The sequence below is a fragment of the Nocardioides marmoriginsengisoli genome (assembly GCF_003725695.1).
Classification (GTDB): domain Bacteria; phylum Actinomycetota; class Actinomycetes; order Propionibacteriales; family Nocardioidaceae; genus Marmoricola; species Marmoricola marmoriginsengisoli.
In genome coordinates this window covers 258528-284717 of sequence record NZ_RJSE01000003.1, presented here as the reverse complement: position 1 = coordinate 284717, position 26190 = coordinate 258528, and the positions used below count along the sequence as shown (strand labels likewise).

Genomic DNA, 26190 nt, shown 5'->3' with positions numbered 1-26190 from the left:
GCACACCCTAGGGTGTGCCGCGCCCCGGGAGGTGCGTCAGGCAGCTGGTTCCGGACGCCCTTTCCAGCGCCGCCAGCCGCGGCGGACCACCTTGAGGAGCAGGCGCAGCAGGACCGCCCCGATGATCAGCAGCACCAGGCAGATGGTTCCGGCGATCCACGGGTGCCGGATCGCGAGCAGGACGACGCCGACCACGGCGATGTCCTCGCCGACACTGGCGACCACGTTCGTGAACGGCTCCGGGGAGGTGTTGATCGCGAGTCGCCCGCCCGCCTTGACCGCGTGGCTGGCCAGGGCCGTCCCGCCGCCGAGGACGGCGTACCCGGCCTGCTCGACCGAGGTCGCGTCGCCGGAGACGAGCAGGGCGAGGGCGGTGCCGATCGCGGGCCGGATCACCGTGGAGATCGCGTCCCAGGTCGAGTCGACGTACGGGACCTTGTCGGCGACGAACTCGATCACCGCCATCACCGTCGCGATCAGCAGCACGTCGGTACGGCCGAGCGCGTCCGGCAGCTCGCTGAAGGACCCGAACCGCTCGGACAGCCCCAGGACGAGGACGGCCAGGTAGGCGTTGACGCCGCTGGCCCAGCCGCTCGAGAACACCAAGGGGATGAGGTCCATGTGGTGAGGCTACGCGCAAACCCGTTGGCCGACCCGGCTCCGGCACGCGTACCGTCGAGGAGTGGATACCTGGACCGAGATCACCGACCTCGAGTCCCTGGTGGCGCTGATCGGCGAGCCGCTCGCGCGCACCCGGGACAAGGCGCGCCCGGCGCTGACCGACCTGGACCGGGACTGGCTGGCGGCCTCGCCGTTCTGCGTGATGGCGACCTCGTCGGCGGACGGTGCCTGCGACGCCTCGCCGAAGGGCGACCCGGCCGGTGACCTGGTGCACGTGATCGACGAGGTCACGATCGCGATCGCGGAGCGCCCCGGCAACCGGCGGGCCGACGGCTACAAGAACATCCTGGAGAACCCGCACGTCGGCCTGAACTTCTTCATCCCCGGACGGGGCGACACGCTCCGCGTCAACGGGCGCGCCCGGCTGGTCGCGGACGCTCCGTTCTTCGACGCGATGGTGGTCAAGGGGCACCGGCCGGTGCTGGCGGTCGTCGTCGAGATCGACGAGCTCTTCCACCACTGCGCCAAGGCGTTCCTGCGCTCGGGGTTGTGGGATCCGGAGACCTGGGACCCGGAGGGCAGGGTGCCGCGCCGGGCGGTGATCGCCAAGGAGCTGGACGCAGCCGAGCTCAGTCTCGACGAGCTGGACGCGTACTACGGCGAGCAGTACTCGAAGGGGCTGTACGGCGCGCCGTAGAGCAGCGGCCCCTGAGCAGGAACCGCGTTCAGCCCTCGCGCCGGACGACGTCGGCGAGCGTCTCCGCGTCGCGGGCGATCACCGTGGTGCCGTCGGTGGCGGTGATGATCGGGCGTTGGATCGTCGCCGGCGCCGCCACCATGGCCGCGATCCAGTCGTCGCGATGGGCGGCGTCCTTCGGCAGGTCGATCCCGGCGGCCCGGGTCTCGGCGGGGCGGGCCACGTCCCACGGCTCCAGGCGCATCCGGTCCAGTACGTCGGCGAGCTCGGCCACGGTCGGCGGGTCGTCGAGGTAGCGGCGGACGGTGTAGGCGATCCCGGCCGCGTCGAGTTCGGCGGTCGCGGTCCGGCACTTGCTGCACGCCGGATTGACCCAGATCTCCAGGTCGCGGGGTGCGGACGCCGAGCTCATCAGTTGACCTCGATCTCGGTGGCGTCGGTCATCGCCAGCAGCTCGGCGTAGGTCGCGGAGAAGACCGCGGCGGGGTGGCCGGCTGCCGCCCAGATCACGTCGTACTGGCGCAGCGTCGGGTCCAGGTAGGTGCGGATCGGAGCCGGGTGCGCGAACGGCGAGACGCCGCCGATGACCTGGCCGGTCTTCTCCTTGACGAACTCCGGCTTGGCGCGGCGCAGCTGGCCGACCCCGATCGTGGCCGCGACCTTCTCGAGGTCGACGCGATGCGCGCCCGAGGTGAGGATCAGGATCGGCTCGTCGGTACCGCCGTCGTCCTGGCGGGCGGCGAACAGCAGGCTGTTCGCGATCGCGCCGACCTCGCAGCCCAGCGCCTCGGCCGCCAGCGCGGCGGTGTGCACCGAATCCGGGAGTACGACGATCCGCCCGGCCCCGCCCAGGGCGGTCAAGGTGGTCCGGAAGTGGGCGATCGACGGATGCTCGCTGTCCATGACGCCGAACGTATCGGGTCTCCCTCTTGACGTCGTGTCGGGGGAGCGGTGTACCTTGGACTTATTCGAACACCTGTTCGAATACCGCCCTGGTGGGGGATGGCTTCGACCCCGATCCTCCACCAGGGCACCGACAGTCGGCGACGGCGGTCGGACCCGGACGACGAGCGTGGGAGGAGTGGAGGAGTGCGGACTTACGACGACCTGGTGGAGGTGCGGAAGGGCCCGGTGGCCGGCTTCGGTGCCGACGGCCCCGAGTCGCGCGCGGGCGAGGGCCCGGAGCTGCGCCTCGATGTCCTCCCGGAGGACGGACCTCAGCAATTCCTGTGGCGCGGGCGGCTCTGGCAGGTCCGCGAGATCGTGGCCCACTGGGTGGAGGTCGGCGCCTGGTGGCTCCGGCGCCCGGAGGAGCGGCCCGGTCGCTCCGAGCTCATCCGGGAGCGCGAGGTCTGGCGGGTCACCGCCGCCCGCGGGCGCGCGGTCTCGACGGCCGGGGATCCCGGTTTCGGCGTCTTCGACCTGGCCTTCGACGGGGCCGAGGGCGTCTGGCGCCTGGCCGGATCGCTGGACTGACGCGATGGTCGACAACATCCACCTCCCGGCAGCGACCCACTCCTACCTCGAGCGGGCGGCCGCGTCGCTGCGCGAGGCGATCATGAGCACGGACGTGCCGCAGCGTTACGCGTTCGCGCACGTCTCCGCGCTCCGGGCGACGGCAGCGCTCCTCGCCGCCCGGGCGCAGCCGATGCCGGTGGCGCGACGGCGGCAGAAGAACGCCTGGGTGCTGCTGACCGAGGTGGCGCCGGAGTTCACCGAGTGGGCCGCCTTCTTCTCGGCCGGGGCCCAGAAGCGCTCGGCAGCGGAGGCCGGCTCGCGTCGCGCGGTGACCGAGCGCGAGGCGGACGACCTGGTCCGCGACGCCGACCGCTTCCTCGCCCTGGTCGAGACCTCGCTGGGGTTGGTGGAGCACCAGGCGATTCGAGTGGCGTAGAGCCGTGGGCGCAGCACTAGGGTTAGTCCCATGGAGCGACCTCTCGAGCGCCGGGCCTCGGTTCGCACTGCCGTCGTCTGGGAGGCGTGTGCCGCGCGGTTGGCCGCAACCGGCCCGCAGAACGTCCTCGACGTCGGGGGTGGCACGGGAGGCTTCGCAGTCCGGGTCGCCGAGTCCGGGCACCAGGTCACCGTGGTCGATCCGAGCCCGGACGCCTTGGCCGCCCTCGGGCGGCGCGCCGCCGAGCGCGGGGTCGCCGATCGCGTGGTGGCGCAGCAGGGCGATCTGGCCGGTCTGGCCGAGCTGGTCCCGGCGGGCAGTGTCGACTTCGTCCTCTGCCACGACGTCCTCGGACTCGTGGACGACCCGGCGGCCGCCCTCGGCGCCATCTCCGGAGTCCTGCGTCCCGGGGGAGTGCTCAGCCTGGTCGTCAACCAGCGGCACGCCGCGGTGGTCGCGCGGGCGATGGCCGGCCACTTCGTGCAGGCCCGCGAGGTCCTCGACGGGGACCTCCCCGGGGAGCGCCGGTTCACCGCGGACGAGGCCGTCGCACTGCTCGACGCCAGCGGGTTCACCGTCGCCGAGACCCAGGGGGTGCGCGTCTTCGCCGACCTGGTGCCGTCCACCTTGTTGGACCTCGAGCCCGGAGCGGTCGCCGGTCTGCTCGACCTCGAGCGCGCGGTGGCGTCCCGGCCGGAGTACCGCACCATCGCTGCGCAGCTGCACCTGCTCGCCACGACCTAGCAACCCCGGGAGTCCCGGGTGACCGACGATGGTTCCTCCGTCTGTCCGATCCTCCACGTCGACATGGACGCCTTCTACGCGTCGGTGATGCTGCGCGACCGGCCCGAGCTGCGGGATGTCCCGGTGGTGATCGGCGGCGGTCACCGCGGCGTGGTCCTGGCGGCGAACTACCCGGCTCGCGCCTTCGGCGTCCGATCGGGGATGTCCGGCACCGACGCCCGGCGGCTCTGTCCGCAGGCGGTGCGCCTGGCCCCGGACTACGTCGACTTCGAGGCGGTCTCGCGGTCGGTGATGGAGACCTTCCGGCAGGTGACGCCGCTGGTCGAGGCGTACTCGCTCGACGAGGCCTTCCTCGACGTCCGCGCGGTCCGCCGGTCCCAAGGCACGCCGCTGCAGGTGGCCGAGTGGCTCCGCGCGACGATCTTCGACGAGCAGCGGATCACCTGCTCGGTGGGTCTCGCCGGCACCGTCTCGGTCGCCAAGCTCGCCAGCAGGCGGGCCAAGCCCGACGGCGTGCTGATGGTGCCGCCGGACCGGGTGGTCGACTACCTGCACCCACTGGACGTCGGCGAGCTCTTCGGCGTCGGGCCGAAGACCCGGGCCAAGCTGCTGCGCATCGGCCTGGTCACCGTGGGCGACGTCGCCCGGATCCCGCTGCCGACCCTGCAGCAGATGCTCGGGTCGGCGACCGGCCGCCACCTGCACGAGCTCGCCTGGGGGACCGACCGGAGCACGCTCACGCCCCGGCGGTCCGACGACGACCCGGAGCGCAGCATGGGTGCCGAGGAGACGTTCTCCCGCGACACCGCCGATCCGGCCGTGATCAGCCGGGAGCTGCTCCGGCTGTCCGGCAAGGTCACCGCGCGGATGCGTGCCGCAGGTCTGGCCGGCCGGACGGTCGCGATCCGGATCCGGTACTCGAACTTCGAGACCATCACCCGGTCCCGCTCGCTGCCGGACCCGACCGACGTCAGCACCGTGGTGCACACCGAGGCGGTCCGGCTCTTCACAGCTCTGGGCACCCAGCGCCGGATCCGGCTGGTCGGGGTTCGGGTGGAGGGCCTGCGCAGCCGGGTCGGCGTCGACCGGCAGCTGGCCCTCGGCGAGCGCGACCGCGGTTGGCGCGAGGCGGACCGGGCCGTCGACCAGGCCGGTCGCAGGTTCGGCCGCGGCACCGTGCGCCCGGCGACCCTGATCCGGTCCGACCGGCCGTGATCCGGGCTGATCCGGAGGTACGACGGGTCGGAACACGGGTAATTCTAGATCTCGGGTACCGAGTTCGGGCCAGCCTGCCTAGACTTGGGACAGCGGACGGCGTACGTCGTCCGGGAATCGTCTGGAGGATGTCGTGCCACTGTCGGAAGAGGAGCTTCGCCTGCTTGAGCAGATGGAGCGAGCCCTCGCCGCGGAGGACCCGAAGTTCGTCTCCGCGCTTCAGGGTCGGACGCTGCGTCACGTCGCCCGGATGCGCACCCTGATCGCCGGTGTCGTCCTGCTGGCCGGGATGGCCCTGCTGATCGGTGCGGCGATGACCGGGGGAGCCGTCGGCACCGCCCTCGGCGTGCTGGCGTTCCTGGTGATGCTCGCTGCCGCCATGGTCGGCCTCGCCGCCTGGCGCGGTCACAAGGTCCCCGAGGAGCGGCCGTCCCCGGACGCGCTCTTCGACTTCGACGACCACCCGCACCGCTTCGAGGTGATCGACGGCGGCCGCGCTTCCAAGCCGAAGCGGCAGCGCCCGCAGCGAGCCCCGCGCCAGCGCAAGCAGGGCACGTTCATGCAGCGGATGGAACAGCGCTGGCAGCACCGCCGGGACCAGGGCTTCTAAGAGGCTCCCCGGCGTCTAGCCGACCAGTTCGCGGACCGGCTCGTCCGCGACCCGCGAGCGGTCCAGCACCGAGCGCGGCAGCACCTTCGCGAACCGTGCCCGTCGGCGCGGGACCGACTCGGTGAGCAGCCCCGACCAGATCGTGACGGTCGCGAGCGCCGCCGCACGCTCCGCCTCGTCCAGGGCGAACTCCCGGCTGTAGCGGGCGCGCTCGACCAGGGCCGCGAGCTGCTCCAGCCCGACGACGTCCGCACGCTGCGCCGTGGTCCGGCCGAGCAGCCACGCGACGACCACGCGCACCGAGCGTCCGTCGGGCCAGGGCAGCTTCAGGTCGATCGCAGTGGCACGGAGCTCGGCCCAGGCGGCCAGCACGGTGTTGCGGGTCTCCGTACTCGGAGCGAGCCGGCGACGTCGCTGCGCCCGCCGAAGCAGGGCCGGTGTCGCGATCACGAACGGGACGGCGATCAGCAGGGCGACCAGGACCAGCGGCCACGGCGACCAGGAACCCTCGTCGGCGACCGTGGTGGTCTCCTCGACCGGCTTCGGCTGTGCGCTCGGTACCGGCAGCGCCGTCGTCGGGGTCGCGGTCGGCCGGCTCGGGTCGGGTGCCTCGATCTGGTCGGAGGTCCACGACGGCGCCGTACCGGTGCGGGACGAGGGCGTCGGCTCGAAGCGGACCCAGCCGGCACCGGAGAAGTAGATCTCGGGCCAGGCATGCAGGTCGTCGGTCGTGTACCGGTAGGTCTTGCCGCCGGTGAACCTGACGCTGGGGTTGAGGAAGCCGACCACCACCCGGGCGGGGATGTCCAGCGCCCGCGCCATCACGGCCATTGCAGCGGCGAACTGCTCGCAGTACCCGGACTTCTCGGTGGTGATGAACCGCTCGAGCTGGCGCATCCCGGCGCCGGATCCCGTCGCCAGCGAGTACTCGAAGCCGCCGGTGCTGCGGAACCAGTCCTGGAGGAGGACGGCCTTGGCGTAGTCGGTGTCCCCGGTGGCGGTGACGTCCTTGGCGATCTCGGTGATCGAATCGAGCAGCTCGGGAACGCGGGTCATCGGCTCCTGGATGTCGAGCGGGGCCCGCGGAGCGCTGTTGAGCTGGGTGGCGTCGTACGTCAGCGGGGTGGCGGTCAGGTCGTACCCGACTCCGGCGGGCGGCTTGGTCTCGGCGCTGGCGACGTCCATCGTGTTCGGGCTGTAGCGCCACTCGCCGGTGTCGATGGTGATCGCCTCGGTCACGTACGGCGTCGGCAACCAGCTGGTCTTGAACCGGGGCGTGGTGTTCAGGGTCCACTCGTAGGAGGGCCGCGCGACGGCCGCCACTCCGGGCGGCGCGGGCAGCTCGCCGGCCGCCCGTCGGGAGGCGCTGAGGTCGCGGCTCGCCGGCTGCCACGCCTTTCCGGTGAACCGGTCCAGCACGCTGGTCCGCAGGTACGACGGGTCGGGAGCATCGGTGCGGACGTCGAGGAGCGGCAGGTGGTCGTTCCTGACCAGGTCGCGGCGCAGGTCGACCAGCGGGTTGCTCAGCACCACTGAGTTCCCGTTGCTGCCGCCCCCGCCGCCGTCGTCCTTGTCGCCGCCGAGCACCCCGGAGCCGACCGGCACCAGGATCGGCAGGACCAGTGCGCCGACGGCGGTGACCATCGCGATCCGCAGCGCCGCCACGGTGATCGAGGTCCGGCCGGGACGGGCGTCCGGGGTGTCGGCACGCCGGTCCGCGTCGAGGTCCTGACCCCAGGCCAGTACCCGATCGGTCTCGGCGGTGGCGAGCAGCAGTGCGAACAGGACGCCGACGAGCAGGAAGACCAGGGCGGGCAACCCGTTGTCGAGAACGCTGATCGGCACGGTCAGCGCGACGATCACCGGCAGTCCGGACCAGGGTGCCCGGCGCAGGCCGGCCGCGATCAGGTCGACACCGAGGATCAGCAGCACCGCCACCGCCAGCAGGTAGACCGGCGCGTCCGTGCGGCTGACGTCGACCGGCGCGGTGTAGCGGTTGACCTGGGAGGCCCCGGACTGCACCTGGTCGAGCAGCCCGCTGATGCCGTCCGGTGTCGGCACCCAGCCGCCGAACCGGGACTCGGTCCCTTGGCGGTGCTGGAGCCAGGTGCCGAGGACGACCACCTGGGCGAGCAGGGCGACCGGCCACGGTGCCCGGGTGCTCCGGATGCCGGCACCGACGAGCACCACCAGCACCGCGCCGAAGAGCGCCGGCCAGACGAACCGCGACGGCTGCTCGACCAGACCGCTCCAGGACCAGACGGCCACCCAGGCCATCGCCGCGGCGACCGCGGCCACGGCGAAGCGGGACCCGATCCGCTGCCTCATCGGCCGAGCTCCTGCCAGGCGACCGGCAGCGAGCCGGACCGGGTCAGGTCGGTGGCCTTCCAGCCGTGGTGCTGCAACCACGACGTGCTCGACGTCGCCGGGGCGGCCGGTCCGGCGGGCTCGGCCGGGTCGCGGGTCCGGGCTGCCCAGGTCTCCACGTCCAGTGCCATCGCGTAGGAGGCGGCTCCGTGGTTCTGCAGTCGGCCGAGCAGTGCCCGGTCGTGCTGGCTGAGTGCTCCGAAGACGCCGATGAACAAGCCGGTCGACCCGGTCTCGGTGACCCAGGAGTCCGGCAGCTGCACGGCTCCGGTGGTCGGTAGCGCGGCCAGGCGTTCCAGCACCGGTCGCACCTGGGCCACCGCGTCGCTGTCGTGCCAGCCGTGCTCGCGGAACTCGTCGAGGTCGGCCTCGCCGTCGGCACTGATCAGCCGGACCTGGAAGCCGGAGTGGGCCAGGTGCACCGCGATCGAGGCGATGGCGGTGATCGCGCGCTCCAGCGACGAGTCCGGCCCGCTGCCCCGGTGGGCCACACCGCGGTTGTCGACGAACAGGGTGCAGCGGGACTGCCAGGGCTGCTCCTCGCGGCGGACCATCAGCTCGCCGGTCCGCGCGGTGCTGCGCCAGTGCACCCGGCGGAGGTCGTCGCCAATCCGGTACTCGCGGACGGTCACGTCCGCGGTGCCTCCGGAGGAGAACGGCCGGGGACGGTTCTCACCGCTCCCGGTCCAGGCGCCGGAGAGCCGGATCGAGGGGAGCGGCTCGGCCGCCGGCACGACCACCAGCGTCGAGACCTGGGTGAAGCTGCGGTGCAGCGAGAGCATCCCGAACGGGTCCGCGACCCGCAGCTGCACCGGACCGATGTCGTAGGTGCCGCGGACCTCGGCCCGGACCGGGAACTCGACCTCGCGGTGCCAGCCGTAGGGGATCGCGTCGACCACGAACCGCGGCCGGTGCCCGAGCGCCCACGGCACCTGGTCCTCGACCAGCAGCAGCCCGGTGCGGGCACCGTGGTTGGTCAGGTCCAGGCGCACCGTCGCGGTCTGGTCGACCTCCACCTGGGTGGGGGAGAGCGAGCGGTTCAGGCTCAGGTGCTGTCCCGTCCGGGCCACGAAGGCGACGGTGAGCAGCGGTAGCAGCCCGATCAGGGCGCCGATCCTGACGATGTCGCGTTCGCCGAGGACCAGGCCGCAGACCACGGCGGTGACCCCGCCGGCGATGAAGGCACGACCGCGGGTGGTCAGGGCGCGCAGGCCCGTGCGGAACCCGTCCACGGCGTCTACTGGTCGGGGACCGCGACCGCGGCCAGGATGCCGCTGAGGATCTCGGCCGGCCCTCGTCCGCTCATCGAGGCCTCGACGGTCGGGAGCAGCCGGTGGGCGAGCACCGCGGGCGCCAGGGTGGCGATGTCGTCCGGGACGACGTAGTCCCGGCCGGCCATCGCGGCGGCGGCCTTGGCGGCGCGGACCAGGTGCAGGGTGGCGCGTGGCGACGCTCCCAGCCGGAGGTCGGGGGAGGTCCGGGTCGCGGTGATCAGGGCGACCGTGTAGCGCTGCACCGAGGCGGCGACGTGCACGCCGCCGACGATCGAGATCAGCTTGCGGATCTCGGCGGCGTCGGTGACCGGCTCGAGCTCGTCGATCGGGCTGGTCGTCTCCCGGGCGGACAGCATCGCGATCTCCGCGGCCATCACCGGGTAGCCCATCGAGACCCGGGCCAGGAACCGGTCCCGCTGCGCCTCGGGGAGGGCGTAGGTGCCCTCCATCTCGAGCGGGTTCTGGGTGGCGACCACCATGAACGGGGCGTCGAGCAGGAACGTCTGGTTGTCGACGGTCACCTGCCCTTCCTCCATGCACTCGAGCATCGCCGCCTGGGTCTTGGGGGAGGCCCGGTTGATCTCGTCGCCGATCACGATGTTGGCGAAGATGCCGCCGGGACGGAACTCGAACTCCCGGGTGTCCTGGTTGAAGATCGACACCCCGGTCACGTCCGAGGGCAGCAGGTCCGGAGTGAACTGGATCCGGCGGACGGTCAGGTCGATCGACCGGGCCAGCGCCTTGCTCAGCATCGTCTTGCCGACGCCGGGGACGTCCTCGATCAGCAGGTGCCCCTCGGCGAGGAGGACCACCAGCGCGGTCCGTGCGACCTCGGGCTTCCCCTCGATCACCTTCTCGATGTTGGCCTGCACCCGGTCGGTCACCGACCGCAGCGCGTCCAGGCCGTTGGCGGGTACCCCGCGCCCGATCTCCGTCTCCCAAGCCTCCATGCCCCTAGTCAACCTCATCGGTCGTAGCCGGTCCCGCCGTCGGCGAAACCGCCACGGATCCGTGACCGAAAAGCGGTCCGGGCGAATCCGTGGCCACAAGGGGTGAGAAAGGGAGCAGATGTGGTTGACGGTGGAGCAATGTGGAGTATGGTGGGGGAAAGTGGAGGAAGAGAGGGATGAGGTGGCGCGATGTTCTCCGGCACCTTCACCCCGAAGCTCGATGACAAAGGGCGGCTCTTCCTCCCCGCGAAATTCCGAGAGGCGATGGGGGACGGGCTGGTGATCACCCGAGGTCAGGAGCGCTCGATCGACATGCGCACCAAGGCCGACTTCGACGTGTTCGCCGAGAAGTTCCAGAACGCGTCGCAGACCGACGCCCGGCTCCGCGGCTATGGCCGGATGCTGTTCGCGCTCGCCTCGGAGCAGACCCCGGACAAGCAGGGCCGGTTCACGGTCACTCCCGAGCTGCGGGCGTACGCCGGGCTCGAGAAGGACTGCGTCGTGATCGGCATCTACAACCGGATCGAGATCTGGGAACCGCAGGCCTGGGCCGACTACACGGCCGCGCAGGAGCAGGCGTTCTCGGACGTCTCGGAAGAGATCTTCCCGGGCTTCTAGTCCGGGGCAGCACCCGCACAAGTCAACAACGGTGATCGCAGGACGAGGTTCGTGTCCGCTCCTTCTCACGTGCCGTCTGTCGCACCTTCCCCGGTGACAGAAGGCCGCTTCCCGAGCGGTGAGCGGACCCGAACCTGGTCAGGCGATCACCACCCGTCACCAACCACACCAGGGGTCGAGCCATGCAGGTTGTACGCGAGTCGGTCACACCGGCTCGACGCGTGCGCCACGACGTACGCGACGGGCTCGCCGTGATGGCGTTCTCGGCGGCCGTCAGCATCGGACTCGCGCTGACCTTCACGCTGCTCGTCGGACTCGGGAAGTAGAGCCCCGATGAGCGCCCCCCTCCACGTCCCGGTCCTGCTCGACCGGGTCGTCGCCCTGGTGGCTCCGGCCCTGGCCGAGCCCGGCAGCGTCCTGATCGACGCCACCCTCGGCCTCGGCGGCCACACCGAGGCGGTCCTGACCCGCTGCCCGAACGCGCACGTCCTCGGCATCGACCGCGACGTGCACGCCCTCGAGCTGGCCGGGAAGCGCCTGGAGCCGTTCGCCGGCCGTACCACCCTGGTGCACGCCGTGTACGACGAGATCCCCGACGTCCTGGAACGGCTCGGGATGGGCCCGGTGCAGGGCATCCTCTTCGACCTCGGCGTCTCCTCGATGCAGCTCGACGTCCGCGAGCGCGGCTTCGCCTACGCGGAGGACGCCCCGCTGGACATGCGGATGAACGACACCACCGGACTCACCGCTGCCGACGTGCTCAACACCTACAGCGGCGCCGACCTGGCCCGGATCCTGAAGTCGTACGGCGAGGAGAAGTTCGCGCGCCAGATCGCCCGGGCCGTCGTACGGGAGCGGGAGACGGAACCGTTCTCCTCCTCGGGCCGGCTCGTCGAGCTGCTCTACGACACCATCCCGGCGCCGGCGCGGCGTACCGGCGGGCACCCGGCCAAGCGCACCTTCCAGGCGCTGCGGATCGAGGTCAACGACGAGCTCGGCGTGCTGCGCCGGGCGATCCCGGCGGCGCTCGACTCGATCGCCGTCGGCGGCCGGGTCGTGGTGATGAGCTACCACTCCCTGGAGGACCGGATGGTCAAGGAGACCTTCGTCGACCGGACCCGCTCGAAGGCGCCGGTGGACCTGCCCGTCGTCCCGGAGGAGTTCCAGCCGGAGCTGCGCCTGATCACCCGCGGTGCCGAGAAGGTCACCGAGGCCGAGATCGCCGAGAACTCGCGGGCCGCGTCGGTGCGGCTCCGCGCCGTGGAACGAGTGAGGGCAGCGGCATGAGCAGTCTCGTCAACCCCGGTCGCGTCCGCGTCCCCCGGCAGGCGCCGTCGGCGATCGAACGGGCCCGGCTCGCTCTGGTCCCGACCCGGACGGTCCGCGCCCCGCGGGCACCGTTCGCGGTCCTGGTCGCCCTGCTGCTCGGTGCCGGCGTGGTCGGCCTGCTGATGTTCAACACCCACATGCAGCAGGCGTCGTTCTACGCCACCTCGCTGCAGCAGCGCGCCGACGCACTGGCCGCCAAGCGGCAGGCGCTGGAGATGGAGGTCGCCCGGCTGCGCGACCCGCAGCAGCTGGCGGCGGCCGGCCGGAAGCTCGGCATGGTGGTGCCGCCGGTGCCCGCGTTCATCGACCTGCGTACCGGCAAGATCAGCGGCATCCCGACGCCGGCGACCAGCGAGGACACGATGCGGATCACCTCGTTGCCGGCCGGTCTGCCGGAGGAGTTCAACAAGAAGCCGCGCTACATCAAGCTCCCGCCGCCACCCGCTGGAAATTCAGTACAAACCCAGGCGGACGACGGCCCCGCCTCCGCAGGCGGAACCCCCGCCGGCGGTAGGAATAACTCAGCAACCGCCCGATAGGGAGCACCTCGTTGAACCAGCGCAGCCGACCGGCCGTCCGCCCCCGGGCCACCACCGGTTCGCGCACCCTGCGCGGAGCACCCGAGATGCGGCTCCGGGTCGGTCTGATCGTGATCGCGATGGTGCTCTCGGTCTTCGGCGTCCGGTTGGTCCAGCTGCAGGGCCTGGACCCGAAGGCGTACGCCGCCCGGGCCGACGCCGCCGGCCTGGTGAAGTTGCCGCTGCCCGCGACCCGCGGCGAGATCACCGACCGCAACGGGGTGCCGCTGGCCGAGAGCGTCAGCGGCCTGATGATCTTCGCCGACCCGCAGCGGACCCGGCCGAACGCCGAGAAGATCGCCCGGATCCTCGCGAACCGGCTGGAGCTGGACTACTTCGACGTGCTCGACGCGCTGCGGAAGAGCAACGGTGCCGGCAAGCCCGACCTGCGCTTCGCCTACGTCGCCCGCCGGGTGCCGGAGGCGACCGCGCTCGCGGCGGTCGCGGCCGTCAAGAAGGCCGGCTTCCAGGGCGTCGACACCCGCCCGGACCCGGTGCGCTTCTACCCGGCCAAGGACGTCGGCGCGAACCTGCTCGGCTTCCTCGGCGCCGACGGCAAGCCGCTGGCCGGCCTGGAGATGATGTTCGAGAAGCAGCTCGCCGGCAAGGACGGCAGCGAGAGCTACGAGGTCGGCGGCGGCAACCGGATCCCGCTCGGCGAGAACACCGAGGTGAAGCCGGTCAACGGCAAGGACCTCACCCTGACCATCGACCGGGACGTCCAGTTCTACGCCCAGCGGGTGCTGCGCACCACGGTGCAGAACTCCCGCGCCGAGTCCGGCGCCGCGATCGCGATCGACACCAAGACCGGGGACATCCTGGCGCTCGCCGACTACCCGTCCTACGACGCCAACGACGCCGGTGCCGCCCCCAAGGCGGACCGGGGCAGCCGGGCGCTGAGCAACGTCTACGAGCCGGGCTCGGTGGAGAAGGTCCTGACCACCTCCGCGCTGATCGACGCCGGCAAGGTGACCCCGCGGACCCGGATCCGGGTGCCGGCGAACCTGCCGATCGGCAGCGACGTGATCAACGACTACTTCGAGCACTCGCTGATCAAGCTGACCCTGGCCGGGGTGATCGCGAAGTCCTCCAACATCGGCACGGTGCTGGCCACCCGCCAGTTCAAGCCCGAGCAGCTCTGGGGCTACCTGGACAAGTTCGGACTCGGTCACCGGGCCGGTATCGGCCTGGCTGGCGAGACCCGCGGCCTGCTGCCGAAGCCGGCCGACTGGACCGAGCTGACCCAGGCCACGATCTCCTTCGGGCAGGGCCTCTCGGTCAACGCCCTGCAGATGGCGACGGCGATCAACGCGGTCGCGAACGGCGGCGAGCTGATCTCGCCGAGCCTGATCAAGGGCCGGGCCACCACGGGGAGCGGCGTCGAGGTCGGCTCGGACGTCGCGACCCGGCACCGGGTGATCAGCCCGCAGGCAGCCTCGGCGGCCGCCAAGATGATGGAGATGGTCGTCACCCAGGGAGCAGGCACGGCGCCGGGTGCGGGCATCCCCGGCTACCGGGTGGCCGGCAAGACCGGTACGGCGCAGCAGGTCGGCAAGACCTGCAAGTGCTACGACGGCTCGCTGGCGGTCTCCTTCGCCGGGTTCGCTCCGGCCGACGACCCGCGGTTCACCGTGTACGTCGTGATCCAGAAGCCCAAGAACGGCGGCAGCGGTGGTGGCACCGCGGGACCGGTGTTCCGCAAGGTCATGTCCTACCTGTTGCAGAAGTACGCCGTACCGCCGACGAACACCCCGCCCGCGGCACTGCCGGTGGAGTGGTGAACCGATAGGTTCGCCACGTGGCCGTTTCTGACTCGAGCATGCGGCGACCGGGACTGACCCGCCCGGCCGCGCCGCGCGCGACCACGCTCACCGACGTGGCGTCCTGGGTCGGCGCCGAGGTGGTCGGCGACCCCGGGCAGCGGGTCGTCACCGGTCTGAGCCTGAGCTCCCAGCGGGTCTTCCCGGGTGACCTGTATGCCGCGCTGCCGGGCGCACGCGCGCACGGAGCCGCCTATGCGGACGAAGCGGTCGCGGCCGGTGCGGTGGCGGTGCTGACCGACCCGGCGGGCGCGGCCCGGCTGACCAGCACGCCGGTGCCGGTGCTCGTGCTCGACGACCCGCGGCCCGCGCTCGGCGGCCTGGCGGCCCGGATCTACGGCGACCCTGCGGCGGACCTGACGCTGATGGCGGTCACCGGCACCCAGGGCAAGACCACCACCACCCGGCTCCTGGAGGCCGGGCTGGAGCAGGTCGGCATCCCGGCCGCGGTGGTGGGCACCGTCGGCACCCGGATCGCCGGCCAGGACGTGAAGACGGCGCTGACCACGCCCGAGGCGCCGGACCTGCACGCGCTGTTCGCGGTGATGCGCGAGCACCAGGTCCGCGGCTGCGCGATGGAGGTCTCCAGCCACGCACTGGTGATGGGCAGGGTCGACGGGGTGGTCTTCGACGTCGCCGCCTTCGTCAACCTCGGCCGCGACCACCTCGACTTCCACGCCGACCTCGAGGACTACTTCCAGGCGAAGGCGTCGCTGTTCACGCCGGCGCGGGCCCGGGTCGGGCTGACCAACGTCGACGACGAGTTCGGGCGGCGGCTGCTGGACGCGGAGATCCCGGTGCGGACCTTCTCGCCGTCCGGGGCTGAGGCCGACTGGCGAGCCGTCGACGTCGAGCTTCGCCCCGAGGGCTCCCGGTTCACGATCGTCGGACCCGACGGCGTGCGGATCCCGGCCGGGGTGCCGCTGACCGGCGCCTTCAACGTCGCCAACGCGTTGTGCGCGGTCGCGCTCGCCGCCGAGGCAGGCTTCGACGCGGCCCTGGTCGCCGGCGGGATCGCCGCCTCCGGGGGAGTGCCGGGTCGGCTGGAGCGGATCGACGCCGGCCAGCAGTTCCTGGTCGTCGTCGACTACGCCCACAAGCCCGACGCGCTGGACGCGGCGCTGGCCGCGCTGCGTCCGCTGACCACCGGCCGGCTGATCCTGGTCCTCGGGGCCGGCGGCGACCGGGACACCGGCAAGCGCCCGCTGATGGGGGCGATCGGTGCTCGCGAGGCCGACGTCTTCGTGGTCACCGACGACAACCCGCGTTCCGAGGACCCGGCAGCGATCCGGGCGGCGGTGCTGGCGGGTGCCGACGAGGTGCCGCCCCCGCAGCGCGGCGAGGTGCTCGAGGTCGGCGACCGGCGGCAGGCGATCCGGCAGGCGATCGCGCTGGCGGGTCCCGGCGACACCGTGCTGATCGCCGGCAAGGGCCACGAGACGGGTCAGGAGGCAGCCGGGGTGACGCAGCCGTTCGACGACCGCGACGAGGCCCGGGACGCACTGGCGGGGGACAGCCGATGATCGCGATGACGCTGGCCGAGATCGCGGCGGTCGTCGACGGGTCGGTCGATGCGGGCGACGCGGACGTCCGGGTGCTCGGCCCGGCGTTCCTCGACAGCCGCGACCCGGTCCCGGACGGACTCTTCCTGGCGATCGCGGGGGAGCACGTGGACGGGCACGACTTCGCCGTCGCGGCCGTCGAGGGCGGTGCCGCGGCGGTGCTCGGTAGCCGTCCGACCGGGGTGCCGACCGTGGTGGTCGGCGACGTCGAGGCGGGGGTCCAGCGCCTGGCCGCGCACGTGCTGCGCGCGCTGCGCCGGGCCGACCCGGAGCTGCGGGTGCTGGCGGTCACGGGGTCCCAGGGCAAGACCGGGGTCAAGGACATGCTCGGCGCGGTGCTGGCCGAGGTCGCGCCGACGGTGGCGACGTACGGGTCCTTCAACAACGAGCTCGGCCTGCCGCTCACGGTGCTCCGGGCCGAGCCGGGGACCAGGTTCCTGGTACTGGAGATGGGTGCCCGCGGGATCGGGCACCTGGCGGTGCTCTGCGGGATCGCCCCGCCGGACGTCAGCGTGGTGCTCAACGTCGGTACCGCGCACCTCGGTGAGTTTGGGTCGCAGGCGGCGATCGCCCAGGCCAAGGGTGAGCTGGTCGAGGCCCTCGGCCCGGACGGGGTCGCGGTGCTGAACCTCGACGACCCGGCGGTCGCCGCGATGGCACCGCGCACCCGTGGCCGGGTGCAGACCTTCGGCCGCGACCCCGGAGCTGCGGTGCGGCTGTCGGACATCGAGCTCGACGACCTCGGGCGGCCGTCGTTCGACCTGCAGCACGGCACCCAGCGGGTGCACGTCAAGCTCCAGCTGCTCGGCGAGCACCAGGCGATCAATGCGGCCGCCGTCACCGCGGCGGCGCTGGCGGTCGGCGCCGGTCTCGCCGGGATCGGTACGGCGCTGGGCACGATCCGCGCGCTCTCCCGGTGGCGGATGGAGCTGCACGAGCGCGCCGACGGGCTGATCGTGGTCAACGACGCCTACAACGCGAACCCGGAGTCGATGGGTGCCGCACTGCGGACCCTGGCCGAGATCGGCCGCCGGTCCGGCCGGCCGACGGTGGCCGTGGTCGGGGAGATGCGCGAGCTCGGCGAGGCCAGTGCCGCCGAGCACGCCGGGATCGGCCGGCTCGCCCGGGAGCTCGGGATCGACCAGGTTTTCGTGGTGGGCAACGGGGCACGAGAGATCAGTCACGCCGATCAATCCGCCTCGTTCCACGAGTCGGTGGCCGATGCGATCGTCGCCGTACGGAACAATGTGGTCGGCACCTCGGTGGTGCTGGTGAAGGCGTCGCGGGCGGTCGGGCTCGAGCGGGTCGCCGACGCGTTGCTGACTGAAGCGGAGGGATGAGCGGGTGAAGGCGATCTTGTTGGCCGGGGGGCTCTCCCTCGTGCTCACCCTGATCGGGACCCGCTACGCGATCCGGATCTTCGCCGCCAAGGGCTACGGCCAGCTGATCCGCGACGACGGTCCGACGACGCACCACACCAAGCGGGGCACCCCCACCATGGGCGGCCTGGTGATCGTGCTGGCCACCGTGCTCGCCTACTTCCTGGCCAAGCTGCTCACCGGCTCGGAACCCTCGATCTCGGCGCTGCTGCTGCTCTTCCTCTTCGTCGGTCTCGGCACGGTCGGGTTCCTGGACGACTTCATCAAGATCTACAAGCAGCGCAACCTCGGCCTGCGCAGCAAGGCCAAGTTCATCGGCCAGACCCTGATCGCGGTGATCTTCGGGTGGCTGGTGCTCTGGCGCGTCGACCCGATCGAGGACGAGCGCGGCCTGACCCCGGCCGGTCACGCGATCTCCTTCACCCGCGACATCGAGCGGTTCGCGCTGCCGACCGCCGTGCTGGTGCTCTTCATCGTGCTGATGATCGCCGGGGCGAGCAACGCGGTGAACCTCACCGACGGCCTCGACGGGCTGGCCGCCGGCGCCTCGATGATGGTCTTCGGCGCCTACACCCTGATGAACATCTGGCAGAACAACCAGTCCTGCTCCGGCACCCGGGTGGCGGTCTCCGGCGCGGTCGGCTCCTGCTACGAGGTGCGTGACCCGCTCGACCTGGCCGTGGTCGCGGCGGCGATCACCGGCGCCTGCTTCGGCTTCCTCTGGTACAACGCCTCGCCGGCCCAGATCTTCATGGGGGACACCGGATCGCTCGCCCTCGGCGGCGCGGTCGCCGGGATGGCGGTGCTGACCCGGACCGAGCTGCTGCTGGCGCTGCTCGGCGGCCTGTTCGTGGTCCAGACGATGTCGGTGATCCTGCAGGTCGGCTGGTTCAAGGCGACCAAGGGCAAACGCCTGTTCCGGATGGCGCCGCTGCACCACCACTTCGAGCTGCTCGGCTGGGAGGAGATCACCGTCGTGATCCGGTTCTGGCTGATCGGCGCGGTGTTCGTCGCCGCCGGGCTCGGTGTCTTCTACGCCGAATGGGTGGTCGGCGGGTGAGCACGCGTCTCGACGGTCTGGGTCGGGAGAGCTCCTGGGAGGGCATCAATGCGGTCGTCGCCGGCATGGGCGTCTCCGGCTTCGCCGCCGCGGACAGCCTCAACCACCTCGGCGCCTCGGTGACCGCGCTCGACGAGGCCGACGACGAGGCGCGCGGGGAGAAGGCCACCCTGCTGGAGATCCTCGGCGCCACGATCCGGCTGGGTGCGGGCAGCACGGCCGTCCTCCCCGAGAACGTCGACGTGCTGGTCACCTCGCCCGGCTGGCGGCCGGACGCCCCGCTGCTGGCCCAGGCCGCCGCGCGCGGGATCCCGATCTGGGGCGAGGTCGAGCTCGCCTGGAGGTTGCGCGACCTGCACCGCCCGGCGCCCTGGCTGGCGATCACCGGGACCAACGGCAAGACCACCACGGTGCAGATGCTCGAGCAGATGCTGCTCGCCGGCGGCCTGCGCACGGTCGCGGCCGGCAACGTCGGGCTGCCGATCGTCGAGGCCGTGATGACCGAGGACGAGAACGGCGCGTCGCCGTACGACGTGCTGGCGGTCGAGCTCTCCAGCTTCCAGCTGCACTACACCTCCTCGATGCGGGCCCGTTCGGCCGCGGTGCTCAACGTGGCCGCGGACCACCTGGACTGGTACTCGACGGCGGGAGGCGACCCGATGGACGCCTACACCGCGGACAAGGGCCGGATCTACGCCGGCGTCGAGACCGCCTGCGTCTACAACCTCGCCGACCCGGTCACCGAGCAGCTGGTCCGCGACGCCGACGTCGCCGAGGGGGCCCGGGCGATCGGGTTCACCCTGGGGATGCCGGGTGTCGGGATGCTCGGCGTGGTCGAGGACGTGCTCGCCGACCGGGCGTTCGTGGAGGACCGGCGGAATGCGGCCGCCGAGCTGTGCACGATCGCCGACCTGGCCACGCCGGCACCGCACTTCGTCCAGAACGCGCTCGCCGCGGCCGCCCTGGCCCGCTCCTTCGGGGTCGAGCCGGTCGCGATCCGGGACGCGCTGCGCGGCTTCGTCCCCGGCGACCACCGGATCGCCGAGGTGGCCGTGCTCGACGGCGTCACCTGGGTGGACGACTCCAAGGCCACCAACCCGCCGGCAGCGCTGGCGTCGCTGCAGGCCTACGACCCGGTGGTCTGGATCGCCGGCGGCCTGGCCAAGGGATCCCGGTTCGAGGACCTCGTCGAACGGGTGCGGGACCGGCTGCGCGCGGTGGTGCTGATCGGTGCTGATGCTGAAGTGATTGGTGAGGCGTTGGCCCGACACGCGCCGGATGTCCCCGTCTTCCGTCTGCCGCCCGGCGAGACTTCTCCTATGGACAGCGTCGTGGCGCAAGCCGCGGCGTTCGCCCGACCCGGGGACACCGTGCTTCTGGCCCCGGGCTGTGCGTCCATGGACATGTTCACCAACTACGGCGCACGCGGCGATGCCTTCGCCGCGGCCGTGCGCCGCAGGCGGGGGACGCAGGAGTAGTCACGACGAGGAGGACGAGTGAGCGCCACCGCGCATCCGGGCGAGCGGACCTTCGGTGAGGACGCCGGGATCCGTGGCTGGGTCGCCACGATGCGACGCCACCTGGACCGCCCGCTGACGCCGTACTACCTGCTCCTCGGCGCGACCGCGCTGCTGCTCGCGATCGGCCTGGTGATGGTGCTGAGCGCCTCCAGCGTCGACGGCTTCGAGAAGCACGGCAACTCCTACTACTGGGCGCTCAAGCAGCTGATGTGGGTGGTGGTCGCGTTCCCGTGCGCGTGGGTCGCGACCAAGATCCCGCTCCGGACGCTGCGCTTCCTGGCGTGGCCGGGTCTGCTGGTCGCCGTGGTGATGCTGGCCCTGACCCAGACCGGCCTCGGTGTCGAGGTCAACGGCAACAAGAACTGGCTGGGTCTCGGCCCGTTCCAGGTGCAGCCGTCCGAGGTGGCGAAGTTCGCGATGGTGCTCTGGTGCGCCGATGTCTACGCCCGCAAGGACAAGCTGCTCGGCTCCTGGTGGCACCTGATGATCCCGGTGATCCCGGTCGCCGGCCTGATCACCGGACTGGTGCTGGTCGGTGGTGACCTCGGCACCGCGCTGGTGATGTTCGCGATCACTCTCGGCATGCTCTGGGTGATCGGCGTCCCGGCCCGGCTCTTCGTCGGCGCGGTCAGCCTGGTCTCGGTCGCGGCGCTGTACCTCGCGGCGAGCAGCGACGAGCGCCTCAACCGGATCACCAGCTTCGCCGACCCCTTCAAGGACTTCCAGAGCTCCGGCTGGCAGGCCGGCCACGGCATCCTCGGCATGGCCAGCGGCGGCCTCTTCGGCAAGGGCATCGGCGCCAGCCAGCAGAAGTGGGGCAACCTGCCCGAGGCGCACACCGACTTCATCTTCGCGGTCCTCGGCGAGGAGCTCGGCCTCGCCGGCACGCTGCTGGTCCTGGTGCTGTTCCTGACCATCGCGTACGCCGGCCTGCGGGTCGCCATGCAGGCCGAGAACCTCTTCGTCCGCTACGCCACCGCCGGGATCGTGATCTGGCTGACCGCGCACGCGATCATCAACATCGGGATGGTGCTGGCGCTGCTGCCGGTGATCGGCATCCCGCTGCCGCTGGTCTCGTACGGCGGCTCGTCGCTGGTGCCGGAGCTGGTCGCGCTCGGCCTGGTGATCGGCTTCGCCCGCTCGGAGCCGAACGCGGCCGGCGAGCTGCGCCGGCGCCGGAGCGCCCGCAAGACCCAGCGTGCGGTGAACGCGGGCGCGGTCCCGAGGCGCTGGTCGTGAAGCGCATCCTGCTCGCGGGGGGTGGCACTGCGGGCCACACCTCGCCGCTGCTGGCCACCGCGGACGCGCTGCGCCGCCGGCACCCCGACCTGGAGATCACCTGCCTCGGCACGGCTCGCGGGCTGGAGACCACGGTGATCCCGGCGGCGGGCTACCCGCTCGAGCTGGTCTCGCCGGTACCGCTGTCGCGGAAGCTCAACGCCGACCTGCTCCGGACCCCCGGCCGGCTGCGGGCGTCGGTCAACGAGGCGGTCGCCGTCCTCGACCGGATCCGCCCCGACGTGGTGGTCGGCTTCGGTGGCTACGTCTCGGTGCCGGCGTACCTGGCGTCGCGCCGGCGGAAGCTGCCGCTGGTGGTCCACGAGGGCAACGCCCTGCCCGGGATCGCGAACAAGCTCGGTGCCCGGATCACGCCGTACGTCGCGACCAGCTTCCCGGGGACCGCGCTGCCGCACGCCGTCTGCACGGGGCTGCCGATCCGCAGGATGATCGCCACCCTGGACCGCGGCGCGCTGCGCGCGGAGGCGCGGGAGTTCTTCGGCCTGGACGCCGAGCTGCCGACGCTGCTGGTCACCGGCGGCTCGCAGGGCGCCCGGCGGATCAACGACTCGGTCTCGGCCGCGGCGGACGCGTTCGCCGCCGGCGGCGTCCAGGTGCTGCACATCGTCGGACCGAAGGGCGAGGTCGGCGACGTCGCCACCGGGACGCCGTACGTCGTGGAGCGGTACGTCGACCGGATGGACCTGGCCTACGCGGCCGCGGACCTGGTCGTCTGCCGGGCCGGTTCCAACACCGTCACCGAGGTCTCCGGGGTCGGGCTGCCGGCAGTCTTCGTGCCGCTGCCGATCGGCAACGGCGAGCAGGCGCTCAACGCCCGCCCGGTGGTCGACGCCGGTGGCGGCCTGCTGGTGGCGGATGCCGCCTTCACCCCGGAGTGGGTCCGGTCGACCCTGCCCGGCCTCGTCGCCGACCGGGAGCGCCGCGAGACGATGGGCCGCGCTGCCTCCGGGGTGATCCCGTTGGACGCCGACGAGAAGCTGGCGGACCTGATCGAGCAGGCAGCGGGAGGGAACCGATGAAGGTCCCGGTCCCCTCCGAGCTGCTCCCGGCCGAAGCCCTGGGCCGGGTGCACTTCGTCGGCATCGGCGGTGCCGGTCTCTCCGGGATCGCCCGGATCATGCTCGCCCGGGGGATCGAGGTCTCCGGCAGCGACGCCAAGCCGTCGGCCACGATCGAGGCGCTGCGCGCACTGGGAGCGGAGTGCTTCGTCGGGCACGCCGCGGAGCAGGTCGCGGGCGCCGACACCGTGGTCGTCTCCACGGCGGTCCGCGCCGACAACCCGGAGGTGGTCGAGGCCGGCCGTCTCGGTCTCCGGCTGCTGCCGCGGTCGGCCGCGCTGGAGGCGGTGATGCAGGGCCGCCGGGTGGTTGCGGTCGCCGGGACGCACGGCAAGACCACCACCACCTCGATGCTCACCGTCGCGTTGCAGCACTGCGGGGCGGACCCGTCGTTCGCGATCGGCGGCGACCTGAACGAGTCCGGGTCGAACGCCCACGACGGCACCGGCGACCTCTTCGTCGCCGAGGCCGACGAGAGCGACGGCGCCTTCCTGGTCTACTCGCCGTACGCCGCGCTGGTCACCAACGTCGAGGCCGACCACCTCGACAACTACGGCACCGAGGAGGCCTACCGGGCCGCCTTCACCGAGTTCCTCGGCCGGATCGACCCGGCCGGTTTCCTGGTGGCGTGCACCGACGACCCGGGGGCCGCGGCGCTGGTCGCGGACGCGGCGGAGCGCGGCCTGCGCACGATCGGGGTCGGCATCGGTGCCGACGCCGAGGTGCGCGCGGAGAACTTGCGCCAGGTCGGCGCCACCTCGACGTTCGACGTGGTCGACCGGGGCCGGAGGCTCGGCGAGGTCCGGTTGCAGGTGCCCGGTCAGCACTACGTGCTCGACGCCCTGGCGGCGCTGGCGTCCGGGCTGCGGCTCGGCTTCGGGTTCGCGGACCTGGCCCGCGGGCTCGGCGCGTACTCCGGCACCCGGCGGCGGATGGAGCTCAAGGGCGAGGTCGGCGGCATCCGGGTCTACGACAGCTACGCCCACCACCCCAAGGAGATCAGCGGCGACCTGGAGGCGGCCCGGTCGCTGGCCGGTCCGGGGCGGATCGTGGTCGCCTTCCAGCCGCACATGGTCTCGCGCACCCGGATCTTCGGCGCTGAGATGGGCCAGGCCCTGGGCGCTGCCGACGAAGTCGTGGTGATGGACATCTACGTCGCCCGCGAGGACCCGGAACCCGGGGTGACGGCGGCGCTGGTCGCCGACGCCGTGCCGCTGCCGGCCGAGCAGGTGGTGCTGGAGCCGTCCTGGTCGGCGACCGCCGAGCACCTGGTGGATCGGGCACTGCCCGGCGACGTGATCCTGACCCTGGGCGCCGGCGACGTGACGCTGCTCGGTCCTTCGGTGCTGGCGCTGCTGACCCAGCGGGCCAAGGAGGCCCCGGAGGAGACCCCGGATGACGATGGCTGACGAGGAGGTCGAGCCGACCGACGTCACGGTGATGGTGGCCGGCCCGGACTTCGCCCGCCGGCGGTTGCGCGCCCGGCTGCGGCGCTGGCGGCCGTTCCTGATCACCGGCCTCGTCGTCGTGCTGGTCGCCACCGCCGTCTGGCTGATCTGGTTCTCCTCGGTCGTCACCGTGCGCGACGTCGAGGTCACCGGCAACAGCGCCGTCGGCACGGCCCGGATCGAACGGGTCGCGCAGGTGCCGCTCGACCGCCAGCTCGTCCGGGTCGACCTCGGCGCGATCCAGGCCCGGGTGGAGGCGATCCCGGCGATCCGGACGGTCGCGGTCTCCCGGTCCTGGCCGCACGGGATCAAGATCGAGGTCACCGAGCGGGTGCCGATCGCGGTCGTCAGCCGCGGCACCGGGTTGCAGGCGGTGGACGACGACGGGGTGCTGTTCGGCAGCTACGCCCGGCCGCCGGCCGACCTGCCGCTGGTCCGGACCGATCCGAACGTGAAAGCGGCGGCGCTGGCCGAGGCGGCCCGGGTGATCCGGTCGCTGCGGTCCGACATCGCGGCCTCGGTGGAGGACGTCGACGTCGCCTCGATCGACAAGATCTCGCTGCGGCTGACCGGCGGCATCACGGTGGTCTGGGGGAGCGCGGACTCGTCCGCGGCGAAGGCGGAGGTGCTGGCGGTCCTGCTGCGCACCGCGAAGAAGGACCGTGGTCCGAACGGCGGGATCTCCGAGATCGACGTCAGCGTTCCCGGTCGGCCGACGACCCGCTGATCCGCACCCGGGTCAAGGAATTCTCCGCCGCGTGGGCGTGTTGCCGCGGATTGGCCGCGGCCCGCGCCTACCTTGTTCTCACGGCCTCAGGTTGACATAACATTAACCTTCTACTGGAGGGTTAGGGTTCCCGGTCCGAGGCGGACAGCTGAACAAGATCCGGAGCCGCTCTGCAGTCGGGCAGGGCGACCAGCAGAAATGCAACCTGCATCAGGAAGGGCACCGCCATGGCAGCACCACAGAACTACCTGGCCGTCATCAAGGTCGTGGGTATCGGTGGAGGTGGAGTCAATGCCGTCAACCGGATGATCGAGGTCGGGCTGCGGGGCGTTGAGTTCATCGCCATCAACACCGATGCGCAGGCACTGCTGATGAGCGACGCCGATGTGAAGCTCGACATCGGCCGCGAGCTCACCCGCGGGCTCGGCGCCGGCGCGAACCCCGACGTGGGTGCCCGCGCCGCCGAGGACCACGCGGACGAGATCGAAGAGGTCATCAAGGGGGCCGACATGGTCTTCGTGACGGCCGGCGAGGGCGGCGGCACCGGCACCGGCGGCGCGCCCGTCGTGGCCAAGATCGCCCGCTCCCTGGGCGCGCTGACGATCGGCGTCGTGACCCGCCCGTTCGCCTTCGAGGGCCGCCGTCGCTCGACCTCGGCCGAAGAGGGCATCGCCAACCTCCGCGAGGAGGTCGACACCCTGATCGTGATCCCGAACGACAAGCTGCTCTCGATCGCCGACCGCAACGTCAGCATGCTGGACGCGTTCAAGCAGGCAGACCAGGTGCTGCTCCAGGGCGTCTCGGGCATCACCGACCTGATCACCACCCCCGGTCTGATCAACCTCGACTTCGCCGACGTGAAGTCGGTGATGTCGAACGCCGGCTCGGCGCTGATGGGCATCGGCTCGGCGCGCGGTGAGAACCGGGCCGTCGAGGCGGCCGAGCTGGCCGTCTCCTCGCCGCTCCTCGAGGAGTCCATCGACGGAGCCCAGGGCGTGCTGCTCTCGATCGCCGGCGGATCCGACCTCGGCCTCTTCGAGATCAACGAGGCCGCGGCGATGGTCGCCGACGCGGTGCACCCGGAGGCGAACATCATCTTCGGTGCCACCATCGACGACGCGCTCGGCGATGAGGTGCGGGTGACCGTGATCGCCGCCGGCTTCGAGGGCGGTCGGCCGAAGCGCCGCGAGGAGGCTCCGGGTCTTCGTCGTCCGGCGCCGACCCAGCAGCCCCAGACCCAGGAGGAGACCCGGGCCGCCGCGAAGGCGCTCGTCGAGGAGCGACGTGCCGCCTCGACGCCGGTGCAGCGCAAGGAGCCGGTCCCGGTCGGCGTCACCAACCCCGCGGTGAACCGGGCGCCCGACTTCGACGACGACCTCGACGTCCCCGACTTCCTGAAGTAGGGGACCTCCTCACCGAG

The 26190-nt window shown here is 72.0% G+C and carries 25 protein-coding genes; 19 read left to right on the top strand and 6 right to left on the bottom strand.

Translation table 11 applies throughout. The features are described from left to right. Positions 1–36: 36 nt before the first annotated feature. The gene (locus tag EFK50_RS03315) at positions 37–621 is read right to left on the bottom strand and encodes a DUF4126 domain-containing protein (protein ID WP_123226120.1); all 585 of its coding nucleotides are present in this window, start codon (positions 619–621) and stop codon (positions 37–39) included. Between the two features lie 61 nt (positions 622–682). On the opposite strand from EFK50_RS03315, the gene EFK50_RS03310 reads away from it, so the two are divergent. Continuing rightward, positions 683–1318 carry a pyridoxamine 5'-phosphate oxidase family protein gene (locus tag EFK50_RS03310; RefSeq protein WP_123226119.1) on the top strand — a complete coding sequence of 212 codons (636 nt, stop codon included), beginning with the start codon at positions 683–685 and terminating at the stop codon, positions 1316–1318. Between the two features lie 28 nt (positions 1319–1346). On the opposite strand, the gene EFK50_RS03305 is transcribed toward EFK50_RS03310, so the two are convergent. After that, positions 1347–1730 (bottom strand): ArsC/Spx/MgsR family protein, encoded by a 384-nt coding sequence (locus EFK50_RS03305; RefSeq protein WP_246004012.1) that lies wholly within the window; start codon positions 1728–1730, stop codon positions 1347–1349. Further along, positions 1730–2221 (bottom strand): YbaK/EbsC family protein, encoded by a 492-nt coding sequence (locus EFK50_RS03300; protein ID WP_123226118.1) that lies wholly within the window; start codon positions 2219–2221, stop codon positions 1730–1732. Before EFK50_RS03300 ends, EFK50_RS03305 begins: the two co-directional genes overlap by 1 nt. Before the next feature lie 186 nt (positions 2222–2407). On the opposite strand from EFK50_RS03300, the gene EFK50_RS03295 reads away from it, so the two are divergent. From EFK50_RS03295 to EFK50_RS03275, 5 genes are all read left to right on the top strand, one after another. Then, complete coding sequence (locus tag EFK50_RS03295; RefSeq protein ID WP_123226117.1) at positions 2408–2794, top strand: DUF6504 family protein; 387 nt, start codon at positions 2408–2410, stop codon at positions 2792–2794. Between the two features lie 4 nt (positions 2795–2798). Beyond that, the gene (locus tag EFK50_RS03290) at positions 2799–3212 is read left to right on the top strand and encodes an SAV_6107 family HEPN domain-containing protein (protein WP_123226116.1); all 414 of its coding nucleotides are present in this window, start codon (positions 2799–2801) and stop codon (positions 3210–3212) included. 30 nt (positions 3213–3242) lie between these two features. Further along, positions 3243–3956, top strand: coding sequence for a methyltransferase domain-containing protein (locus EFK50_RS03285; protein WP_123226115.1), 714 nt, complete (start codon positions 3243–3245; stop codon positions 3954–3956). Positions 3957–3974: 18 nt separating this feature from the next. After that, entirely contained in the window at positions 3975–5171 is a 1197-nt protein-coding gene (dinB, locus tag EFK50_RS03280; RefSeq protein WP_246004011.1) for a DNA polymerase IV, read from the top strand. 133 nt (positions 5172–5304) lie between these two features. After that, positions 5305–5781, top strand: coding sequence for a DUF3040 domain-containing protein (locus EFK50_RS03275; protein WP_123226114.1), 477 nt, complete (start codon positions 5305–5307; stop codon positions 5779–5781). Positions 5782–5796: 15 nt separating this feature from the next. Here the strand turns inward: EFK50_RS03275 and EFK50_RS03270 are convergent, their stop codons facing one another. The 3 genes from EFK50_RS03270 to EFK50_RS03260 are packed head-to-tail and all read right to left on the bottom strand — an operon-like array spanning position 5797 to position 10372. Continuing rightward, positions 5797–8109 carry a transglutaminase TgpA family protein gene (locus EFK50_RS03270; RefSeq protein ID WP_123226113.1) on the bottom strand — a complete coding sequence of 771 codons (2313 nt, stop codon included), beginning with the start codon at positions 8107–8109 and terminating at the stop codon, positions 5797–5799. Next, entirely contained in the window at positions 8106–9380 is a 1275-nt protein-coding gene (locus EFK50_RS03265; RefSeq protein WP_123226112.1) for a DUF58 domain-containing protein, read from the bottom strand. The genes EFK50_RS03270 and EFK50_RS03265 overlap by 4 nt, the downstream gene beginning before the upstream one ends. A 5-nt stretch (positions 9381–9385) precedes the next feature. Continuing rightward, positions 9386–10372, bottom strand: coding sequence for an AAA family ATPase (locus tag EFK50_RS03260; protein ID WP_123226111.1), 987 nt, complete (start codon positions 10370–10372; stop codon positions 9386–9388). A gap of 189 nt (positions 10373–10561) precedes the next feature. On the opposite strand from EFK50_RS03260, the gene mraZ reads away from it, so the two are divergent. The 13 genes from mraZ (at position 10562) to ftsZ (ending at position 26173) form a co-directional block, all read left to right on the top strand. Continuing rightward, the gene (gene mraZ / locus EFK50_RS03255; RefSeq protein ID WP_123226110.1) at positions 10562–10990 is read left to right on the top strand and encodes a division/cell wall cluster transcriptional repressor MraZ; all 429 of its coding nucleotides are present in this window, start codon (positions 10562–10564) and stop codon (positions 10988–10990) included. 333 nt (positions 10991–11323) lie between these two features. After that, the gene (gene rsmH, locus EFK50_RS03250; protein ID WP_123226109.1) at positions 11324–12277 is read left to right on the top strand and encodes a 16S rRNA (cytosine(1402)-N(4))-methyltransferase RsmH; all 954 of its coding nucleotides are present in this window, start codon (positions 11324–11326) and stop codon (positions 12275–12277) included. Beyond that, positions 12274–12858 carry a cell division protein FtsL gene (gene ftsL, locus EFK50_RS03245; protein WP_123226108.1) on the top strand — a complete coding sequence of 195 codons (585 nt, stop codon included), beginning with the start codon at positions 12274–12276 and terminating at the stop codon, positions 12856–12858. The genes rsmH and ftsL overlap by 4 nt, the downstream gene beginning before the upstream one ends. Before the next feature lie 11 nt (positions 12859–12869). Next, entirely contained in the window at positions 12870–14678 is a 1809-nt protein-coding gene (locus EFK50_RS03240; RefSeq protein WP_246004009.1) for a peptidoglycan D,D-transpeptidase FtsI family protein, read from the top strand. Positions 14679–14695: 17 nt separating this feature from the next. Continuing rightward, a complete protein-coding gene (locus tag EFK50_RS03235; RefSeq protein ID WP_246004008.1) occupies positions 14696–16240 on the top strand; it encodes a UDP-N-acetylmuramoyl-L-alanyl-D-glutamate--2,6-diaminopimelate ligase in 1545 nt (514 codons plus the stop codon). Beyond that, entirely contained in the window at positions 16237–17619 is a 1383-nt protein-coding gene (locus EFK50_RS03230) for a UDP-N-acetylmuramoyl-tripeptide--D-alanyl-D-alanine ligase (protein WP_123226106.1), read from the top strand. Before EFK50_RS03235 ends, EFK50_RS03230 begins: the two co-directional genes overlap by 4 nt. Positions 17620–17623: 4 nt before the next feature. Then, positions 17624–18718, top strand: a complete 1095-nt coding sequence (mraY, locus tag EFK50_RS03225) for a phospho-N-acetylmuramoyl-pentapeptide-transferase (protein ID WP_123226105.1) — start codon at positions 17624–17626, stop codon at positions 18716–18718. Then, positions 18700–20196 (top strand): UDP-N-acetylmuramoyl-L-alanine--D-glutamate ligase, encoded by a 1497-nt coding sequence (murD, locus tag EFK50_RS03220; protein WP_123226104.1) that lies wholly within the window; start codon positions 18700–18702, stop codon positions 20194–20196. The genes mraY and murD overlap by 19 nt, the downstream gene beginning before the upstream one ends. A gap of 18 nt (positions 20197–20214) precedes the next feature. Continuing rightward, positions 20215–21477 carry a putative lipid II flippase FtsW gene (ftsW, locus tag EFK50_RS03215; RefSeq protein WP_246004007.1) on the top strand — a complete coding sequence of 421 codons (1263 nt, stop codon included), beginning with the start codon at positions 20215–20217 and terminating at the stop codon, positions 21475–21477. Next, the gene (murG, locus tag EFK50_RS03210) at positions 21468–22556 is read left to right on the top strand and encodes an undecaprenyldiphospho-muramoylpentapeptide beta-N-acetylglucosaminyltransferase (protein WP_425454373.1); all 1089 of its coding nucleotides are present in this window, start codon (positions 21468–21470) and stop codon (positions 22554–22556) included. The genes ftsW and murG overlap by 10 nt, the downstream gene beginning before the upstream one ends. Then, positions 22553–24004 (top strand): UDP-N-acetylmuramate--L-alanine ligase, encoded by a 1452-nt coding sequence (gene murC, locus EFK50_RS03205; protein ID WP_123226102.1) that lies wholly within the window; start codon positions 22553–22555, stop codon positions 24002–24004. Before murG ends, murC begins: the two co-directional genes overlap by 4 nt. Further along, positions 23991–24770 (top strand): cell division protein FtsQ/DivIB, encoded by a 780-nt coding sequence (locus tag EFK50_RS03200; RefSeq protein ID WP_123226101.1) that lies wholly within the window; start codon positions 23991–23993, stop codon positions 24768–24770. Before murC ends, EFK50_RS03200 begins: the two co-directional genes overlap by 14 nt. A 227-nt stretch (positions 24771–24997) precedes the next feature. Then, positions 24998–26173, top strand: coding sequence for a cell division protein FtsZ (ftsZ, locus tag EFK50_RS03195; protein ID WP_123226100.1), 1176 nt, complete (start codon positions 24998–25000; stop codon positions 26171–26173). Positions 26174–26190 lie beyond the last annotated feature (17 nt).

Excerpts from the sequence above, each read along its gene's own strand:
- mraZ (WP_123226110.1), top strand. The coding sequence starts at position 10,562 with ATGTTCTCCGGCACCTTCACCCCGAAGCTCGATGACAAAGGGCGGCTC.
- EFK50_RS03285 (WP_123226115.1), top strand. The coding sequence starts at position 3,243 with ATGGAGCGACCTCTCGAGCGCCGGGCCTCGGTTCGCACTGCCGTCGTC.
- EFK50_RS03315 (WP_123226120.1), bottom strand. The coding sequence starts at position 621 with ATGGACCTCATCCCCTTGGTGTTCTCGAGCGGCTGGGCCAGCGGCGTC.
- murC (WP_123226102.1), top strand. The coding sequence starts at position 22,553 with ATGAAGGTCCCGGTCCCCTCCGAGCTGCTCCCGGCCGAAGCCCTGGGC.
- murD (WP_123226104.1), top strand. The coding sequence starts at position 18,700 with ATGGGTGGTCGGCGGGTGAGCACGCGTCTCGACGGTCTGGGTCGGGAG.
- EFK50_RS03270 (WP_123226113.1), bottom strand. The coding sequence starts at position 8,109 with ATGAGGCAGCGGATCGGGTCCCGCTTCGCCGTGGCCGCGGTCGCCGCG.
- EFK50_RS03300 (WP_123226118.1), bottom strand. The coding sequence starts at position 2,221 with ATGGACAGCGAGCATCCGTCGATCGCCCACTTCCGGACCACCTTGACC.
- EFK50_RS03260 (WP_123226111.1), bottom strand. The coding sequence starts at position 10,372 with ATGGAGGCTTGGGAGACGGAGATCGGGCGCGGGGTACCCGCCAACGGC.
- ftsL (WP_123226108.1), top strand. The coding sequence starts at position 12,274 with ATGAGCAGTCTCGTCAACCCCGGTCGCGTCCGCGTCCCCCGGCAGGCG.
- EFK50_RS03305 (WP_246004012.1), bottom strand. The coding sequence starts at position 1,730 with ATGAGCTCGGCGTCCGCACCCCGCGACCTGGAGATCTGGGTCAATCCG.
- rsmH (WP_123226109.1), top strand. The coding sequence starts at position 11,324 with ATGAGCGCCCCCCTCCACGTCCCGGTCCTGCTCGACCGGGTCGTCGCC.
- EFK50_RS03200 (WP_123226101.1), top strand. The coding sequence starts at position 23,991 with ATGACGATGGCTGACGAGGAGGTCGAGCCGACCGACGTCACGGTGATG.
- EFK50_RS03230 (WP_123226106.1), top strand. The coding sequence starts at position 16,237 with ATGATCGCGATGACGCTGGCCGAGATCGCGGCGGTCGTCGACGGGTCG.
- ftsZ (WP_123226100.1), top strand. The coding sequence starts at position 24,998 with ATGGCAGCACCACAGAACTACCTGGCCGTCATCAAGGTCGTGGGTATC.
- EFK50_RS03290 (WP_123226116.1), top strand. The coding sequence starts at position 2,799 with ATGGTCGACAACATCCACCTCCCGGCAGCGACCCACTCCTACCTCGAG.